Annotated in this window: 17 protein-coding genes; 6 read left to right on the top strand and 11 right to left on the bottom strand. The window is 72.4% G+C overall.

Going from position 1 to position 17,526, the window contains the following annotated elements; translation table 11 throughout:
• Positions 1-91: 91 nt before the first annotated feature.
• Positions 92-2,773 carry a pyruvate dehydrogenase (acetyl-transferring), homodimeric type gene (aceE, locus tag IF89_RS0112610; protein WP_030765658.1) on the top strand — a complete coding sequence of 894 codons (2,682 nt, stop codon included), beginning with the start codon at positions 92-94 and terminating at the stop codon, positions 2,771-2,773.
• A gap of 179 nt (positions 2,774-2,952) precedes the next feature.
• Positions 2,953-3,474 (top strand): DUF4240 domain-containing protein, encoded by a 522-nt coding sequence (locus IF89_RS0112605; RefSeq protein WP_030765655.1) that lies wholly within the window; start codon positions 2,953-2,955, stop codon positions 3,472-3,474.
• Positions 3,475-3,495: 21 nt separating this feature from the next.
• On the opposite strand, the gene IF89_RS0112600 is transcribed toward IF89_RS0112605, so the two are convergent.
• The gene (locus IF89_RS0112600) at positions 3,496-4,266 is read right to left on the bottom strand and encodes an SDR family NAD(P)-dependent oxidoreductase (protein ID WP_030765653.1); all 771 of its coding nucleotides are present in this window, start codon (positions 4,264-4,266) and stop codon (positions 3,496-3,498) included.
• An 86-nt stretch (positions 4,267-4,352) separates the two neighbouring features.
• Between IF89_RS0112600 and IF89_RS0112595 the strand changes: the two genes are divergently transcribed.
• Positions 4,353-5,057, top strand: a complete 705-nt coding sequence (locus IF89_RS0112595) for a TetR family transcriptional regulator (RefSeq protein WP_051807022.1) — start codon at positions 4,353-4,355, stop codon at positions 5,055-5,057.
• 19 nt (positions 5,058-5,076) lie between these two features.
• On the opposite strand, the gene IF89_RS40765 is transcribed toward IF89_RS0112595, so the two are convergent.
• Entirely contained in the window at positions 5,077-5,685 is a 609-nt protein-coding gene (locus IF89_RS40765) for a hypothetical protein (RefSeq protein ID WP_158717860.1), read from the bottom strand.
• Between the two features lie 140 nt (positions 5,686-5,825).
• Complete coding sequence (glnA, locus tag IF89_RS0112585; protein WP_030030925.1) at positions 5,826-7,235, bottom strand: type I glutamate--ammonia ligase; 1,410 nt, start codon at positions 7,233-7,235, stop codon at positions 5,826-5,828.
• 185 nt (positions 7,236-7,420) lie between these two features.
• Here glnA and IF89_RS0112580 point away from each other — a divergent pair, with 185 nt between their 5' ends.
• On the top strand, positions 7,421-7,888 hold the full coding sequence (locus IF89_RS0112580; RefSeq protein WP_030765644.1) for an RDD family protein: 468 nt from the start codon (positions 7,421-7,423) through the stop codon (positions 7,886-7,888).
• Positions 7,889-7,997: 109 nt separating this feature from the next.
• Here the strand turns inward: IF89_RS0112580 and IF89_RS0112575 are convergent, their stop codons facing one another.
• From IF89_RS0112575 to IF89_RS0112555, 5 genes are all read right to left on the bottom strand, one after another.
• Positions 7,998-8,696 (bottom strand): DUF4191 domain-containing protein, encoded by a 699-nt coding sequence (locus IF89_RS0112575; protein WP_030765642.1) that lies wholly within the window; start codon positions 8,694-8,696, stop codon positions 7,998-8,000.
• Positions 8,697-8,706: 10 nt separating this feature from the next.
• The gene (locus IF89_RS0112570) at positions 8,707-8,904 is read right to left on the bottom strand and encodes a hypothetical protein (RefSeq protein ID WP_030010916.1); all 198 of its coding nucleotides are present in this window, start codon (positions 8,902-8,904) and stop codon (positions 8,707-8,709) included.
• Positions 8,905-9,151: 247 nt separating this feature from the next.
• Positions 9,152-10,099: a lipoyl synthase gene (lipA, locus tag IF89_RS0112565; protein WP_030765639.1), complete on the bottom strand. Its 948-nt coding sequence runs from the start codon at positions 10,097-10,099 to the stop codon at positions 9,152-9,154.
• A 130-nt stretch (positions 10,100-10,229) separates the two neighbouring features.
• Positions 10,230-11,021 carry a lipoyl(octanoyl) transferase LipB gene (gene lipB / locus IF89_RS0112560; RefSeq protein ID WP_030765635.1) on the bottom strand — a complete coding sequence of 264 codons (792 nt, stop codon included), beginning with the start codon at positions 11,019-11,021 and terminating at the stop codon, positions 10,230-10,232.
• 76 nt (positions 11,022-11,097) lie between these two features.
• The gene (locus tag IF89_RS0112555) at positions 11,098-11,370 is read right to left on the bottom strand and encodes a hypothetical protein (RefSeq protein ID WP_030765631.1); all 273 of its coding nucleotides are present in this window, start codon (positions 11,368-11,370) and stop codon (positions 11,098-11,100) included.
• Positions 11,371-11,542: 172 nt separating this feature from the next.
• Between IF89_RS0112555 and IF89_RS0112550 the strand changes: the two genes are divergently transcribed.
• Positions 11,543-12,982 carry a hypothetical protein gene (locus IF89_RS0112550; RefSeq protein WP_030765628.1) on the top strand — a complete coding sequence of 480 codons (1,440 nt, stop codon included), beginning with the start codon at positions 11,543-11,545 and terminating at the stop codon, positions 12,980-12,982.
• A 62-nt stretch (positions 12,983-13,044) separates the two neighbouring features.
• On the opposite strand, the gene IF89_RS0112545 is transcribed toward IF89_RS0112550, so the two are convergent.
• From IF89_RS0112545 to IF89_RS0112535, 3 genes are all read right to left on the bottom strand, one after another.
• Positions 13,045-14,316 carry an NAD(P)/FAD-dependent oxidoreductase gene (locus IF89_RS0112545; RefSeq protein WP_030765625.1) on the bottom strand — a complete coding sequence of 424 codons (1,272 nt, stop codon included), beginning with the start codon at positions 14,314-14,316 and terminating at the stop codon, positions 13,045-13,047.
• Positions 14,317-14,469: 153 nt separating this feature from the next.
• Positions 14,470-15,369 (bottom strand): TIGR01777 family oxidoreductase, encoded by a 900-nt coding sequence (locus IF89_RS0112540; protein WP_030765622.1) that lies wholly within the window; start codon positions 15,367-15,369, stop codon positions 14,470-14,472.
• 177 nt (positions 15,370-15,546) lie between these two features.
• A complete protein-coding gene (locus IF89_RS0112535; protein ID WP_030765619.1) occupies positions 15,547-16,305 on the bottom strand; it encodes a VIT1/CCC1 transporter family protein in 759 nt (252 codons plus the stop codon).
• 88 nt (positions 16,306-16,393) lie between these two features.
• On the opposite strand from IF89_RS0112535, the gene IF89_RS0112530 reads away from it, so the two are divergent.
• Positions 16,394-17,476, top strand: a complete 1,083-nt coding sequence (locus IF89_RS0112530; RefSeq protein ID WP_030765616.1) for a PP2C family protein-serine/threonine phosphatase — start codon at positions 16,394-16,396, stop codon at positions 17,474-17,476.
• Positions 17,477-17,526: the final 50 nt, after the last annotated feature.

The following is a 17,526-nucleotide window of genomic DNA, read 5'->3' as shown; positions in this document are numbered from 1 at the left end:
GTCGCGGACCTCAACCAGGTCCGCCGACCCTGTCCTGCCCGTCAGGGATTTCTTCACCACCTCTCCTTTGTCCGGAAGGCGGCGCACAGCGATGTCCGACCCCGTAGGAAAGCTTCCGAGCGAGCTCGACCAGCTCCCGGACCGCGACACCGAAGAGACCGCCGAATGGGCGGCCTCCCTCGACGCCGTCGCACAGGCCGCCGGTACGCGCCGCGCCGAATACCTGCTCCGCCGCACGCTGCAGCACGCCGAGGCCGCCGGCCTCGCCCTGCCGAAGCTGCTGGAGACGGACTACGTCAACACCATCCCCACCGCCGCCGAGCCCGAGTTCCCGGGCGACGAGGCGATGGAGGCCCGGATCACCGCCTGGAACCGCTGGAACGCGGCGGCCATGGTGAGCCGCGGCTCGAAGTACGGCGTCGGCGGCCACATCGCCACCTTCGCCTCCGCCGCCTGGCTCTACGAGACCGGCTTCCAGCACTTCTTCCGCGGGAAGGAGGCCGACGGGTCGGGCGACCAGCTCTACATCCAGGGCCACGCCTCCCCCGGCATCTACGCCCGCGCCTTCCTCGACGGGCGCATCTCCGAGCAGCAGCTCGACAACTTCCGCCAGGAGTCCGGCGGCAACGGCCTGCCGTCCTACCCGCACCCGCGGCGCCTGCCGTGGCTGTGGGAGTTCCCCACGGTCTCCATGGGCCTCGGCCCGCTCTCCGCGATCTACCAGGCGCGCTTCAACCGCTACCTGCAGAACCGGAACATCAAGGACACCGCCAACTCGCACGTCTGGGCCTTCCTCGGCGACGGCGAGATGGACGAGCCCGAGTCGACCGCCGCCCTGGCCCTCGCCTCCCGCGAGCAGCTCGACAACCTGACCTTCGTCATCAACTGCAACCTGCAGCGCCTCGACGGTCCGGTCCGCGCCAACTTCCGCGTGGTCCAGGAGCTGGAGGCCCAGTTCCGCGGCGCCGGCTGGAACGTCGTCAAGACCCTGTGGGGCTCGGCCTGGGACGAGCTGTTCCAGCTCGACACCACGGGCGCCCTGGTGCGCCGCCTGCGCGAGGTACCGGACGCGCAGTTCCAGACCTACGCGACCCGCGACGTGGCCTACATCCGCCGGCACTTCTTCGGCGTCAACGCCGAGCTGGTGCAGCTGGCCGGTGTGCTCTCCGACGCGAAGATCGCCGAGTGCTTCCACACCTCGCGCGGCGGCCACGAGCCCCGCAAGGTCTACGCCGCGTACAAGGCCGCCCTGGAGCACAAGGGCGCGCCGACGGTCATCCTCGCGCAGACCGTCAAGGGCTACACGCTGGGTGCCGGGTTCGAGTCGAAGAACGCGAACCACCAGATGAAGAAGCTGACGATCGACGAGTTCAAGAGCATGCGCGACAAGCTCGGACTCCCGATCCCGGACAGCGCCTTCGAGGGCGGCCAGGTCCCCTACGGCCACCCGGGCGCGAACAGCCCCGAGGTGCGGTACCTGAACGAGCGCCGCGCGGCCCTCGGCGGCCCGGCCCCGGCCCGCAAGGTCCACCACGTGGCCCTGCCCGCCCCCGCCGACCGCTCCTTCGCCCCGCTGATCAAGGGCTCCGGCAAGCAGGAGATGGCCACCACCATGGCCTTCGTCCGCCTGGTCAAGGACCTGATGCGGGACAAGGAGACCGGCAGGCGCTGGGTGCCGATCGTCCCCGACGAGGCCCGTACCTTCGGTATGGAGTCCCTCTTCCCGTCGGCCGGCATCTACTCGCCGCTGGGCCAGACGTACGAGCCGGTCGACCGCGACCAGCTGATGTACTACAAGGAGGCCAAGGACGGCCAGATCCTCAACGAGGGGATCACCGAGGCCGGCGCCATGGCCGACTTCATCGCCGCCTGCACGTCGTACGCGACGCACGGCGAGCCGATGATCCCGTTCTACATCTTCTACTCGATGTTCGGCTGGCAGCGCACGGCCGACCAGATGTGGCAGCTCGCCGACCAGCTCGGCAAGGGCTTCATCGTCGGCGCCACTGCCGGCCGCACCACGCTGACCGGCGAGGGCCTGCAGCACGCGGACGGCCACTCGCACCTGATCGCGTCCACGAACCCGGCGTCGCTCAACTACGACCCGGCCTTCGCGTACGAGATCGCGGTGATCGTCAAGGACGGTCTGCGGCGGATGTACGGCGAGCAGCCGGAGGACGTCTTCTACTACCTCACGGTCTACAACGAGCCGAAGGTGCAGCCTGCCATGCCGGAGGGCGTGGAGGAGGGCATCCTCAAGGGCCTCTACCGCTTCAACCGGGCCTCCGACCTGGAGAACGCCCCGGCCGCGGACGCCCCGAAGCTCCAGCTGATGGCTTCCGGCACCGCGATCCACTGGATCCTGGAGGCGCAGCACCTGCTCGCGGCCGACTGGAACGTGGCGGCGGACGTCTGGTCCGCCACCTCGTGGGGCGAGTTGCGCCGCGACGCGCTGGAGTGCGACGAGGCGCTGCTGCGCGGCGAGGTCCGCACCCCGTACGTCACCCGCGCGCTGGAGGGCGCCCAGGGCCCGGTCCTCGCCGTGTCCGACTGGATGCGCCAGGTCCCGGACCAGATCAGCCAGTGGGTGGAGCAGGACTACACCTCGCTGGGCACGGACGGCTTCGGTCTGTCCGACACCCGTGAGGGCGCCCGCCGCCACTTCGGTGTCGACGCCCCGTCGATCGTGGTGGCCGCGCTGGCCCAGCTCGCCCGCCGCGGCGAGGTGCCGGCCTCCGCGGTGAAGGAGGCCCGGGAGCGCTACGGCCTCTAGTGCCGTGCCCCCCGCCCGTGAGGCGGCCCGCCCAGGAGGGGACGGGCCGCCTCACGGCGTTGTACGCCCCGTGTGGGGGCGTCCCGGAGGCGAGTATGCGCCGCAGTGCGGGGCACGGCCTCGGGCTTTGGCCGTATGAGCGGTGGCGGCGCGGGGACGCAGCCGTGATGCTGGATCCCGTGATGGACGAGACGGAGTTCTGGGAGATCGTCGACCGTACGCGCGAGGCCGCCGACGGGGACGCCGAGGAGCATGCCGAGCTGCTCGTGGAGCGGTTGCTCCAGCTCGATCCGGACTCCGTCCTGGACTTCGCCCGGCACTTCGAGTCCCGGTACAACCGGGCGTACACCTGGGACCTGTGGGGCGCGGCCTGGGTACTGCTGGACGGGGCGAGCGACGACGCCTTCGACTACTTCCGCTGCTGGCTCATCGGGCAGGGGCGGGAGGTCTTCGAGGGCGCGGTGCACGATCCGGACCATCTCGCGGAGCTGCTGGGCGACTTCGACGAGGAGATCGACGGGGACGGCGAGGAGCTCGGGTACGCGGCGGACGAGGCGTACGAGCAGCTGACCGGGTCGGTCGCGCCGGACCTGGGCATTCCGCTGCAGGCGGCGGAGCCGGAGGGCGCCCCGCTCGACTTCGAGGACGAAGCCGTGCTCGCGGAGCGCTTCCCCCGGCTGTGGGACCGGTTCCGCGCCTGAGGGGCGCGCCCGGCCGCCCGGTCAGTAGTGGGTGCCGCCGTCGATGCGGATCTCGGTGCCCGTGATGAAGGCGCCGTCGTCGGAGCCGAGCATGGCGACGACGCCGGCGACGGTCTCGGGGCCCGCGAAGCCCTGGCCGATGGCGGGGGCGAGCTTGGCGAAGAGGGACCAGTCGGTGTCCTCGGGCAGGCCGGGGCCGTTTCCGGTGGTCATGCCGCTCTCGATGGAGCCGGGCGCAACGCTGACGAAGCGCAGGCCCTGCTTGCTGTATTCGGCGGCCAGCGCGTGGGTCATGGACTGGATGCCGCCCTTGCTGGCCGCGTAGGCGGACATGTAGGGGTGGGCGAAGGACGCCGAGGTGGAGCTGAAGTTCACCACGACCGGCCGGTCGCCTTCGAGCAGCGCCGGGAGGGACTCTCGGATCACCAGGAAGGTGCCGGTCAGGTTGACCGCGATGACCTGGTTCCACAGATCGAGCGTGGTCCGGTGGGTGTGCGCGGAGCGCAGGATGCCGGCGGCGTTGACGAGTACGTCGATCCCGCCGAGGGCGCGGGCCGCTGCGGCGACTCCCTCCCGGACGGCGTCCTCGTCGGATATGTCGAGGACCGCGGTGCTGAGCCGGCCGGCCCCGCCCGACGCGGCGGCGTGCTCGGCGGTGGCCGCGAGCCCGGCGTCGCTGATGTCCACCGCGTGGACCCGCCCGCCCTCGGCGAGGATGCGGTGGACGGTGGCGCGGCCGATGCCGGAGCCGCCGCCGGTGATGAGGACGCGTCGTCCTTCGTATCGGTTCATGGCGTGAGCGTACCGAAGCGGTGGCACGTTTTGTCATTCTGACAAGAATTGACTGCCGTCAGGAGGGCGGGCGGTAGGCTTCCCCCGTGAAGTCCCCTCGCCCCTACGCCCTGCCGGCCGGCTCCGGACCCCAGACGCTGACGGAGCGCCGCAAGGCGGCCACGCAGCTCGACATCGCCCGCGCCGCCTGCGAGCTGTTCGCGGAGCACGGCCCCGACGGCACCACCGCCGAGGACATCGCCCACCGCGCGGGCGTGGCGCTGCGCACCTTCTACCGCTACTTCCGCAACAAGCAGGAGGCCGTGGCCCCGCTGCTGGCCGGCGGCGGCGACGCCTGGCGTGCGCTGCTCGCGGAGGAGGCCCCGGGGACCCCGCTCGCCGAGGCGCTGGAACGTGCCGTCACCCGGTCGCTGAGCGGCCCGCAGGCGGTCGAGGAGGGCCTGGAGGTGACCCGCGGCCTCCTGCGGGCGGCAGCGGGCGACGCGGCGCTGCGGGCCGTTTGGTACCGCGTGAACCAGGAGTCCGAGGAGGACCTGGTGCCGGTGGTCGGGAGGCTCGCCGGCCCGGACGCCGAGCCTCGGGAGGTGCGGCTGCTGGCCGCCGCGGCCACGGACGCGATCCGGGTGGCGCTGGAGCTGTGGGCGGCGACGGACGCCCCGGTCTCGGGGCCCGGCTCCCCCGTCGAGCTGGCGGTGCTGTGCCTGCGGGACCTGACAGGAGCGATGCCCCTGCTGCGCCGAACCGGCGCTGCAGGGGCATCGCCCCGGTCCCACGGCCCTACCGTGGTCTGATCGGCGTCAGGCTGAGGCGTCAGCGGCCGCCACCACCCCAACCGCCGCCGTTGCCTCCGTTGCCGCCGCCCCAATCACCGTTGCCGCCGCCACCGCCGCCGCCCCAGTCACCGCCGCCGTTGCCGCCGCGGCCGTTGCCCCAGTCACCGTTGCCGCCGCCACCGCCGCCGCCCCAGTCACCGCCGCCGTCGCCGCCGCGACCGTTGCCCCAGTCGTTGTTCCAGTTACCCCCGTCGCCGCCGCGGCCGTTGCCCCAGTCGTTGTTCCAGTTGCCCCCGTCGCCGCCGCGGCCGTTGCCCCAGTCGTTGTGGTGCCCGTTGCCGCCGCGGTTCCAGTTGGCGTCGTCGTGCCAGTGGTTCCAGTTGCTGTCGCGCCAGTACCCGCGGTCACCGCCGACGCCGGCGTTGTCCCAGCACCAGTTCGGCCGGTCGCGCCAGTCGCGGTTGCAGCAGTGGTCCCACCGGGCGTCGGAGCGGTTCGAGGGGTACCGGTAGCAGTCGTAGCCGCCGTTCCCACCGCCACCGCCACCGCTACCGGTGACGGCCGCGGCCGAGGCGGCGACGGGCAGCAGACCGATGGCTATGCCCGCGGCTCCGGTCATGGCTGCTGCAACGATCCTACGGCGCATCCTCATGCACCTCCGAACATGTCTCGCTTATCAGGCCTTTAGGTCATTTCCACCCTCACTCCACCCGGGCGGCCTGTCAAAGCGGAAAGGCCCCCCGCCGCACTCCGTGGAGCGTGGCGAGGGGCCTCTCATCAGGCGTTTTAGAGGTCGAAGTACAGCTCGAACTCGTGCGGGTGCGGCCGCTGCGCGATCGGGGCGATCTCGTGCGTGCGCTTGTAGTCGATCCAGGTCTCGATCAGGTCGGGGGTGAAGACACCGCCGGCCAGGAGGTACTCGTGGTCCTCCTCCAGGGCCTTGAGGACGTCCTCCAGGCTGGTCGGGACCTGCGGGACGTTCGCGTGCTCGTCCGGGGAGAGCTCGTAGAGGTCCTTGTCGATCGGCTCCATCGGCTCGATCTTGTTCTTGATGCCGTCGAGGCCCGCGAGGAGCAGGGCCGAGAAGGCCAGGTACGGGTTCGAGGACGGGTCCGGCGCGCGGAACTCGACGCGCTTGGCCTTCGGGTTCGAGCCCGTGATCGGGATGCGCATGGCGGCGGAGCGGTTGCGCTGCGAGTACACCATGTTGACCGGCGCCTCGAAGCCCGGTACCAGGCGGTGGTACGAGTTCACCGTCGGGTTGGTGAACGCGAGCAGCGACGGGGCGTGCTTGAGGATGCCGCCGATGTAGTAGCGGGCGGTGTCCGACAGGCCCGCGTAGCCGGCCTCGTCGTAGAACAGCGGCTCGCCGCCGGCCCACAGCGACTGGTGGACGTGCATGCCCGAGCCGTTGTCACCGAAGATCGGCTTCGGCATGAAGGTCGCGGTCTTGCCGTTCTTCCAGGCGACGTTCTTCACGATGTACTTGAAGAGCATCAGGTCGTCGGCCGCGGCCAGCAGCGTGTTGAACTTGTAGTTGATCTCGGCCTGGCCGCCGGTGCCGACCTCGTGGTGCTGGCGCTCGACCTGGAGGCCCTGGGCGTCGAGCTCCAGGGAGATCTCGGCGCGCAGGTCCGCGAAGTGGTCGACCGGGGCGACCGGGAAGTAGCCGCCCTTGTAGCGGACCTTGTAGCCGCGGTTGTTCTCCTCGGAACCGGTGTTCCAGGCGCCGGCCTCGGAGTCGATGTGGTAGAAGCCCTCGTTCGCAGTCGTCGCGAAGCGCACGCTGTCGAAGATGTAGAACTCGGCCTCGGGGCCGAAGAACGCGGTGTCGGCGATGCCGGTGGAGGCGAGGTAGGCCTCGGCCTTCTTCGCGATGTTGCGCGGGTCGCGGCTGTAGGCCTCACCCGTGATCGGGTCGTGGATGAAGAAGTTGATGTTCAGCGTCTTGTCGCGACGGAAGGGGTCCAGGCGCGCGGTGGTGATGTCGGCACGCAGGGCCATGTCGGACTCGTGGATCGCCTGGAAACCGCGGATCGAGGATCCGTCGAAGGCGAGCTCCTCCGCCGGGTCGAATGCCCGCGCCGGGATCGTGAAGTGCTGCATCACACCAGGCAGGTCGCAGAAGCGGACGTCGACGAACTTGACGTCGTTCTCCTCGATGTACTGCTTGACTTCGTCGGCGTTCTGGAACATCCAACTCCTCCTACTCCCGACCCCGGGGGAGGGACGGGCTTTATAGCTCGTGGCGCGTCAGTGCGGTGCCGCACGCTGACCCGACCATAAGCAGACGGGATTTCCCAAGCATGACCCATTTGTTTCGCACAAGTTAACCAGGGTCCGGCCGGAGCGCCCGGGAGCGCCACCGGTACCGTGGTCGGGTGGACAACAGACAGGCAATCGGATCCTGGCTCTCCGGCCCCAAGGCGGCCGCCGAGGAGATGGGCGTCGACTTCGGCTATCCGGGCCAGCGGCTCGGCCTGCCCCAGCACGGGCCCGGCTCGGTGGCACGGTTCGGGCGGCGGATCGGAGCCGTGGCCATCGACTGGATCGGCTGCCAGCTCATCGCGTACGGGCTGATCACCGGTGGGAACGTCGGCGCCGCCGGCAACTGGACCCTCGCGCTCTTCCTGGCCCTGACCGTCCTGACGGTGGGCACCGTGGGCTTCACGCCCGGCAAGCGCGCCCTGGGCCTGCGGGTGGTCTCGGAGGACGGCGGCCGCCTCGGCATCGGCCGGGTGGTCGTGCGCACGCTGCTGCTGGCGCTCTTCATCCCCGCACTGATCTGGGACCGCGACGGCCGCGGTCTGCACGACCGTCTCGCACGCGCCGTCCAGGTCCGCATCTGACGCGCGACGATCCGGACAGGCGGACACAGACGGGCGGACACAGGGGTGCCCCCGAGCCGGTCGGCTCGGGGGCACCCCTGTGTCGTATACGGGATCCGGCCTGCGCGCGTCAGCGCATCTTTCCGCCGCGCGGCATCTTCATGCCCTTGGGCATGGGGCCCTTCGGCAGCGGCATGTTGCTCATGAGGTCGCCCATGGCCCGCAACTTGTCGTTGACCTGGGTGATCTGCGGGCCGGTCAGGACACGCGGCAGCTTCAGCAGGGTGGTGCGGACCTTCTTGAGCGGCACCTCGCCCTCGCCCGTGCCCACGATGAAGTCGTGCACCGGCACGTCCGGCATGATCCGGGCCATCTTCTTCTTCTCGTTCGCGAGCAGCGGCTTCACGCGGTTCGGGTTGCCCTCGGCGATCAGCACGACGCCGGCCTTGCCCACGGCGCGGTGGACGATGTCCTGCTGCCGGGTCATCGCGACGGCCGGAGTGGTCGTCCAGCCCCGTCCCACGTTGTCCAGCACGGCCGCGGCCGCTCCCGGCTGTCCCTCCATCTGCCCGAAGGCAGCCCGCTCGGCCCGTCGCCCGAAGACGATCGCCATCGCGAGGAAAGCCACCAGGAAGCCCAGGATGCCCAGGTAGACCGGGTGGTCGATCAGGAAGCCGATCGCAAGGAAGACACCGAAGGTGACGATTCCCACGCCCGCGACGATCAGACCGACCTTCGGGTCGGCCTTCCGCGTCATCTTGTACGTCAGGGCGATCTGCTTCAGTCGCCCGGGGTTCGCAGCAGTCTCTGCGTTTGACTTCCTCGCCATACAGCGAAGTTTACGTGGCCTGCGGGGTCCGGGTCGCCGCGGCCTCAAGTACGTGTTCGGTCTCGACCCGGTCCTTGGCCCGCTTGCGGTCCTCCAGGACGGCCGTCCACGCGTTGCGGCGGGCCCCGCTCATGAGGAGGGACTCGATGCCGCGGAAGGCGTCGGAGAGCGTCGGGATGGCGATGGCGCGTACGGGCGCGGCCTGCATGATGTCGATCCCTTTCACGATGCTCACGTCTGGACGAGGTGGGCGGTGTGTACGGTGCGTGGACCAAGCGTCACTGACTGGTGTTACCAGGGCGTGACCGCTCGGTCAAATGTGATGGACACGTTGCACACGCCGACGCGGCCCGCCGGAATCTTTCCTCAGGAAAGAGCCTAGGGGCCGCGTCGGTGCGGAATTACCCGTTGGTAGCACTTTGTGCGCGACTTCACACGCAGGGTCGCGCCCCCGGTCAGACGGTGGCGCGCTTCTCCATGGCCTGCTGGTAGAGGCGGCCCGCCCGGTAGGACGAACGGACGAGGGGACCGGACATCACGCCGGAGTAGCCGATCTCCTCGGCCTCCTTCGCCAGCTCCACGAACTCGGCCGGTTTCACCCAGCGCTCGACGGGGTGGTGCCGCGGCGAGGGGCGCAGGTACTGGGTGATGGTGATGAGCTCGCAGCCGGCCTCGTGCAGGTCCTTCAGGGCCTGCGAGACCTCCTCGCGCTCCTCGCCCATGCCGAGGATCAGGTTCGACTTGGTGACCAGGCCGTACGCGCGCGCCTTGGTGATCACTTCCAGGGAGCGCTCGTAGCGGAAGCCCGGGCGGATGCGCTTGAAGATCCGCGGGACCGTCTCGACGTTGTGCGCGAAGACCTCGGGGCGGGAGGCGAAGACCTCCTCCAGCAGCTCCGGCACCGCGTTGAAGTCGGGGGCCAGCAGCTCCACCTTGGTGTGGCCGGCTTCGCGGCCCGCCGTCTGCTGGTGGATCTGGCGGACGGTCTCCGCGTACAGCCAGGCGCCGCCGTCCGGGAGGTCGTCGCGGGCGACGCCGGTGATGGTGGCGTAGTTCAAATCCATCGTGACGACGGACTCGCCGACGCGGCGCGGTTCGTCGCGGTCCAGCGCCTCGGGCTTGCCCGTGTCGATCTGGCAGAAGTCACAGCGCCGGGTGCACTGGTCACCGCCGATGAGGAAGGTGGCCTCCCGGTCCTCCCAGCATTCGTAGATGTTGGGACAGCCGGCCTCCTGGCACACCGTGTGCAGTCCTTCGCCCTTCACCAGGGCCTGCATCTTGGTGTACTCGGGACCCATCTTCGCCCGCGTCTTGATCCACTCGGGCTTGCGCTCGATGGGGGTCTGGGCATTCCGGACCTCCAGGCGCAGCATCTTGCGTCCGTCGGGTGCGACTGCGGACACGACCGGCTCCCTGTGACTTCGATTGTTCGGGCGCCCACCAGGGTACGCCCGTAATTTCGTACGCTCTTACGTCGGCCAACCTGCGAGCGGCCGCACTCATTCCCGGGGCCTCGCGGGGCTTCCCGGACGGCTAGGCGGTCTCGATCTCCCGGGGCCGCAACTCGGCGTGCTCCAGCACGTCCTTCAGGTGGCCCTCGACGACCGGGAGCACTTCGGCGATGGTGACCTCTCGACCCAGTTCGTACGAGAGCGAGGTCACACCGGCGTCCCGGATCCCACAAGGGATGATCCGGTCGAACCAGGTGCGGTCCGGGTTCACGTTGAGGGCGAAGCCGTGCATCGTGACGCCCTTGGCGACCCGGATGCCGATGGCGGCGAGCTTGCGGTCCTCGCGGCGCTGGCCCGCGTTGGACGGGGCGTAGTCGGGGCCGTTGAGGCGGGGGTCGAACTCGTCGTCGTGCAGCCGCGGGTCCAGCTCCAGGGAGAGCCCGCCGATCCTCGGGCGGTCCTCCACCGCGTCGCCGAGCACCCAGACACCGGAGCGGCCCTCGATGCGGGTGGTCTCCAGGCCGAAGTCGGCGGCGGTGCGGATGAGCGCCTCCTCCAGACGTCGGACGTGGGCCACGACGTCCACCGGGCGGGGGAGCTTCATGATCGGGTAGCCGACCAGCTGGCCCGGTCCGTGCCAGGTGATCTTGCCGCCGCGGTCGACGTCCACCACGGGGGTGCCGTCCAGCGGGCGCTCGCTGGGGTCGGTGCGCCGGCCCGCCGTGTAGACCGGCGGGTGCTCCAGCAGCAGGCAGGTGTCCTCGATCTCGTCCGCGAAGCGGGCCGCGTGCACCCTGCGCTGCTCTTCCCACGCCCGGGTGTACTCGACGGATTCCGCTCCGAAGCCCATACGGACAAACCCAAGCTCAGCCACCGCAGCGCCTCCTCGTCGAACCTGCTGTGTGCACGTACTCCACTGAGCAAGGGTACGGCCGCCCGTACGGGCCTCCTCAGGACCCCGCGTCCGGCCCCGGCAGCTGCTTCGGCCGGCGGCGTCCCCTCGGCGGGCGGTCCGGGTCCTCGTCCGCGCGCGGCAGCCGCCGGTGGCCCTCCGAGTGGTCGTTCACCCAGCCGCACACGCCACACGCGTAGCGCCCGTCGAGTCCCGCGATGTAGGTGCCGCAGCGCCGGCACTCGGCCTCGGTCAGCTCGGGCGGAGGCAGCGGAGCGGGAGATTCGGGCCGCTCCTCGGGGAGGTGCGGCCGGTGGTGCCGGCGGTTCATGGGCCGCAGCGTACGCGGACGGAGGGGGCGAGTCCGTAAAGCGCCCTACCGATTCTGCACACGATCGGATGAATGTAGGGCAGAGAGGGCGGCATGAGCGAAGTTCGCCGCTACATTCACGCCGTTCAAGGGCCGGGACTCCGGTCCGTCACGTCAGGAAACCGTGGAGCCGATGACGGAACGACCTGCCCAGCGTGTCCCCAACCGGCAGCTCGCGGCGCTGATCGCGGAAGCCGGGTTCTCCAACGCCGGACTCGCCCGCCGCGTCGACCAGCTCGGTCTGGAACACGGTCTCGACCTGCGGTACGACAAGACGTCCGTGACCCGGTGGCTGCGCGGCCAGCAGCCCCGCGGGACCACCCCGGCGCTGATCGCCGAGGTCTTCACCCGGCGCCTGGGCCGCCGGCTCTCCGCGCAGGACCTCGGCCTCGACGCCTGCGCCCCGGTCTACGCCGGACTGGAGTTCGCGGCCACCCCCGAGGAGGCCGTGGACATCGCGAGCGGCCTGTGGCGCAAGGACTCCGGCTCCCACGCCGAACTCCGGAAGATCGCTTTCACCCCGGCCGGGCTGGTCGTACCCAGCCGCGACTGGCTGATCGGGCGTCCCGACGAGCGGGTGGCCCGTGGCGCGGAACCGGCGGCCGCCCGGGTGCCGCTCCAGGGCCGGACCTCGGTGCCGCGGCAGCGGCAGATCGACCGGGGGCCCGGGCAGCGCGTCACGACCGGCGACATCGCCGCGCTGAGATCGGTGGGCGAGCTCTTCCGGACCCTGGACCACGCCTACGGCGGCGGGCACGCCCGCCAGGCGCTCGTGCGCTACCTGGAGCACGAGGCCGAGCCGATGCTGCGGGGCACCTACGGCGAGACGACGGGGCGGCGGCTGTTCGCGGCCGCCGCCGACCTGACCCGGCTCGCGGGCTGGACCTCGTACGACATCGCCGCGCACGGGCTCGCCCAGCGCTACTTCGTGCAGGCCCTGCGGCTCGCGCAGGCGGCGGGTGACCGCCCCTACGGCTCGTACGTGCTGGTCACGATGAGCCGGCAGGCGGTCTACCTCGGGCACGGCCGGGAGGCGGTGCAGCTGGCCCGCGTGGCGCAGCAGGGCGTGGGATCCGGCCCGCCGCCGGTGGTGCAGGCGATGCTGCACGCGGCCGAGGCGCGGGGCCATGCGGTCCTGGGCGAGGTCCGGGCGGCCACCGCCTCCCTGGTGCGGGCGGAGCGCGCGCTGGGGGCCGCCCGGCCGGGGGACGACGTACCGCACTGGGCGCGGCAGTACGACGAGGCGCAGCTGGCGGACGAGTTCGGGCACTGCCACCGGGACCTGCAGCAGTACCGGGCCTCGGCGCAGCACGCGGAGCGGTCGCTGCAGCTGAGGACGCCGGGCTTCGCCCGGTCGCGGCTGTTCTGCCGGGTGGTGCTGGCCACGGCCCGGCTGGGGCTGGGCGAGCTGGACCAGGCGTGCGCGCTGGGCGCGGAGGCGGCGCAGCAGGCGATGGAGATGCGGTCGGTGCGGGCGGTGGAGTACGTACGGGACTTCGAGCGGCGGCTGGAGCCCTACCGGGACGCGGCGGCCGTGCGGACCTACCGGGACCGGGTGGCGGCGCTGTCCTGAGCGGGGAATGCCAGGGGCCCGGTCCCGAGGCGGTGGACCGGGCCCCTGAGTCTTTGTGGTTCTCAGGCCGCCACCGGGAGTGCGGGCTCCGGGGCCACCGGGAGCGGGATGCCGAAGTCGCGCAGGACGGCGCCGCAGGCGCGGCGGGCCGAGTGCAGCGCGCCCTGGACGGTGTTGGTGTCGCGGTGGTCGCCGCAGACGTAGAGCCCGGCGAGGACGCGGACCGGACGGCGCCGGTCGTGGGGCGCCGGCATGGCGGGGACGGCCTCCGGGGTGTGGTGGACGGCCAGCAGCTCCCACTCGCGGGTCGGGGTGTCGTAGAGGCGGGCGAGGCGCGAGGCGACGGTGCGCACGGGCGGTGGCGGACCGAGCACGGTCGTGGTGACCAGGCTGCGGCCGGCCGGCGCCCGCGTCGGGTCGACCGCGCTCATGACGGCGGTGTGGGAGACCGGCCAGCCGGGATCCCCGTCGAGGATCAGCGAACCGTCCCGCGGCAGCGGGGTGGCGGTGGCGTGGTGCAGGACGGTGACCTCGTGGAACGCGGGGACGCGCAGGCCGGGCAGCAGCTCGGCGGCGGCGCGGGCACCGGTGGCGAGCAGGACCGAGCGGCAGCGGAAGTCGCCGTGCTCGGCGGTGGTGACCAGGTTGGTGGCCACGGACCGGACCCGGATGCCGGTCCGTACGGTGCCGGGCGGCAGACCGGAGGCGAGCAGGTCGGGCAGGGCCGCCGCGCCGCCTTCGGGGACGGCGAGCCGGCCGCGGGCGAAGGTGCGCAGGGCGAGGTCGGCGACCCGGCTGGAGGTGGTGAGTTCGGGGTCCCGGAGCAGGGCGGCGAGCAGCGGCCTGAGCACGCCGTTGAGGGTGCGCGGCGGCAGCCCGCGGGTGCGCAGGGCGGCGGAGGCGGTGCGCTCGGGCCGCGCGAGCAGTTTGTCCTCGGGCAGCGCGGCGAGCCGGGCCAGGGCGGCGCTGAGCCGGGCCTGGTCGAGGGAGCCGCTGGCCAGGGCGCGGGCCGGGGTGCGGGACGCGGCCCTGACCTGCTTGCCGTCGGTGTGGACCAGCACCCCGGGCGTGAAGGGGCGCAGGACCAACGCGCGCAGGGCGCGGGTGTGTTCGAGTTCGGTGTACGCGGTGTTGAGCAACGGGGCCGTCCGGTCGAGCCGGAATCCGTCGGCCGTTTCGGTGGCCATCCGCCCGCCGGGGTCGTCCGCGGCCTCCAGGACGGTGACCGTGACCCCGGCTGCGATCAGGTGGTGCGCGGCCGCGAGTCCTGAGACTCCGGCTCCTACGATGACGACGTCCGCATGGTGTGCGGCATTGGGTGCGCTGCTGAGCACGTGCCCCTCCCCGAGGTCGGCGCGGCTGTGTGGGGATCCTCCTTCCCTCAACCAGCTCTGGGGGAACCCGAGTTCGGCCGGGTATTCCGGTCAACTCCGGTCGCACGACGGTCGCATCCGGGTCACGAACGGTCGCACACGGTCGCACATGGGTCATTGGAGCGCGGCGCGGACGGCCTGCTCGATGCCGGGGTCCTGGAAGACGAAACCGGACTCCAGGAGGCGCGTGGGACGGGCCCGCTGACCGCCCAGCACGTCCTCGGAGAACTCCCCGAGCACGACGCGCAGCGCCACCGCCGGTACGGGCAGCACCGCCGGCCGGCGCAGCACCCGGGCCATGGCGGCGGTGACCTGGCGGTTGGTCAGCGGCTCGGGGGCGGTGAGGTTGACCGGGCCGCTCAGGGCCGGGGTGTCGATGATGTGGCGCAGGGCCGCGACCTCGTCCCGCAGGGAGATGAACGGCCAGTACTGGCGGCCGTCGCCGAGCCGGCCGCCGACGCCCGCGCGGAAGAGCGGGAACATCCGGCCCCAGGCCCCGCCGTCCTTGGCCACGACCAGCCCGGTACGGGCGAACGCGGTGCGGATCCCGGCCTCCTGGGCGGGGGCCGCGGCGGCCTCCCACTCCAGGCAGACGGAGGGCAGGAAGCCGTGGCCGGCGGGCGAGTCCTCGTCCACGACCCGGTCGCCGGTGTCCCCGTAGTAGCCGACGGCGGAGCCGCTGACGAGGACGCCGGGCGGCTCGTCGAGGCCGGCGAGCGCGTGCGTGAGCGCGGCCGTTCCGAGCACCCGGCTGTCGCGGATCTTCCGCTTGTACGCGGCGGTCCACCGGCGGTCGCCGATCCCGGCCCCGGCGAGGTGCACGACGGCGCCGCAGCCGGCCAGCGCGGCCCGGTCGACGTGGCCGCGCTCCGGATCCCACCGCGCCTCGTCCGCCCCGGCCGGCTCCCGCCGCACGAACCGGACCACCTCGTGGCCGTCGGCCCGCAGGGACCGTACGAGTGCACTGCCGATGAGCCCGGTCGACCCGGTGACTGCGATGCGCATGCCCCCCATCCTGCCGGTCGCTGCGCTCGCTCGGGCGGATCGGGGGTGCGCGTCGCCGCCCGTCGCCGGACGCGCCTGCCCCGCGACCGTCACCACCGGGCGCTCCGCGCCCGCGCCTCGAACGCCGGCGGGGCTGTTGCATGCCGCGCGACCCCGCCACCCCGGCCCGGCCACGGGAGGCGGCGGTCAGGGCGTGGCGGTGCCGAGCCAGGTGCCCACCGAGTAGGTGACGGCCATGGCGAGGGCACCGCCCAGCACGTTGCGGGCGACGGCCCGCGGAAGCGGAGCCCCGCCCAGCCGTGCGCTGAGCACCCCGCACAGCGTCAGCGCCACCAGCACCGCCGCCACCGTCACCGGCACCCGCGCCGTCGGCCCCGGCAGGAGGATCGCAAGCAGCGGGAGCAGTGCTCCCACCGTGAAGGCGAGGAGGCTGGCGAAGGCCGCGTGCCAGGGGTTCACCAGCTCGTCCGGATCGATCCCGAGCTCCACCCGGGCGTGCGCCCGCAGCGCGTCCCGTTGCGTGAGCTGCTCGGCGGCCTCCCGGGCGACGTCCCGGCTCAGGCCCCGCTCCGCCAGCAGGTCGGTGAGCTCGTCCAGCTCCGCCTCCGGTTCCAGCGCCAGCTCCCGCCGCTCCGTGTCGAGCGCGGCCCGTTCGGAGTCCCGCTGGGAGCTGACCGAGACGTACTCCCCCGCCGCCATGGACAGCGAGCCCGCCAGCAGCCCGGCGACGCCCGCCGCCAGGATCGTCGCGCGGGAGGTGGTGGACCCGGCCACACCCACCACGAGACCCGCGGTGGAGATGATCCCGTCGTTGGCCCCGAGCACACCCGCGCGCAGCCAGTTGAGCCGCGTACTGATGCCCGCGCCGGCCGTACCGCCGTCCGTGCCGTGCGCCTCGACGTGGGCAGGGCTCGGCGCCCGCCCCGGGCCTTCGTCTCCCGTCACGCCACCACTGTCGCGGCCCCGGCCGTCCGGAGCCACCCGGCGGGCCGTCCGGGGTGCGCGGGCCCGGCCCGCGTACCAGGGTGGAGGGGTGAGACGCGGACGCGAGGACCCGGGCGGGCTGCGCGGCGAGCCACCGCCGCGCTGGGCGCGGATCGCGCCCGTGGCGGCCCTGGTGGCGCTCGTCCTGGCGCAGGCGCTCACCCCCGACGTCGAGCTGGGGTTCTTCCTGGCGGGACTGCCTCCGGTGGCGGCGTTCGCCTACGGGGCGGCCGGGACCGCGGTCTTCGCGGGCATCGTCCTGCTGCTGCTCGGGGTGCACGACATCGGGGTCGCCCAGGCGCGCGGCTCGGACCTGGCGACGGTGGCCGTCGTAGGGCTGCTGGGCGTGGTCATCGCCTGGGTGCGCCAGCGCCGGGACAAACAGCTGGTCAGCGTACGGACCGTCGCGGAGGCGGCCCAGCTGGCGGTGCTGCCGCCGGTGCCCGACCGGGTGGGCGCGGTGCGCTGCTCGGGCCTGTACCGGGCGGCGCAGCGCGGGACGCTGGTCGGGGGCGACCTGTACGACGTACGGGTGGGGCCGTTCGGGGTACGGGCGCTGGTCGCGGACGTGCAGGGGCACGGCCTGGCGGCGGTGGCCACGGTCGCGGCACTGCTCGGGGCCTTCCGCGAGGCCGTGCTCGATGACAAGGAACTGGCGTCGGTGGCGGTGCGGCTGGACCGTCGGCTGCTGGCGGACGCGGCGGACGCCCACGAGGACCATCCGGAGCTGTTCGCGACGGCGATGCTGGTGGAGTTCCCGCCCGGGCTGGACCTCGTACGGATCGTGTCGTGCGGTCATCCGCCGGCGCTGAGGCTGCGCGGGGCGGTGGTGGACGAGGTGGCGGTGGAGCCGGGGCCTCCGCTGGGCCTGGGGCTCGCGGGGCCGGATCCTCCGGAGGTGGTGGAGCTGCCGGTGCTGCCGGGGGATCAGTTCCTCCTGCACACCGACGGCGCGACCGAGGCCCGGGACGCCACGGGGCACTTCTACCCCCTGGCGGCCCGGGTGCCCGTCCTCGCACGGGACCCGGCGGGTCTGGTCGGGGCGGTGTGGCGGGACCTGACCGCCTTCACCCACGGCGGTCCGGGCGACGACGTGGCCCTGCTGCTGCTCTCCCCGGACGGCCGCCCCTGACGACCGGCCCGGCTGCCGGACCGGCCCCGCCCGTCACGTGGGGGGCGGGT

The sequence above is a fragment of the Streptomyces sp. NRRL F-2664 genome (genome assembly GCF_000719345.1).
In the GTDB taxonomy this organism is placed as follows: domain Bacteria; phylum Actinomycetota; class Actinomycetes; order Streptomycetales; family Streptomycetaceae; genus Streptomyces.
The sequence above is the reverse complement of the archived record's forward strand: the minus strand, read 5'-3'. Positions and strand labels throughout refer to the sequence as shown.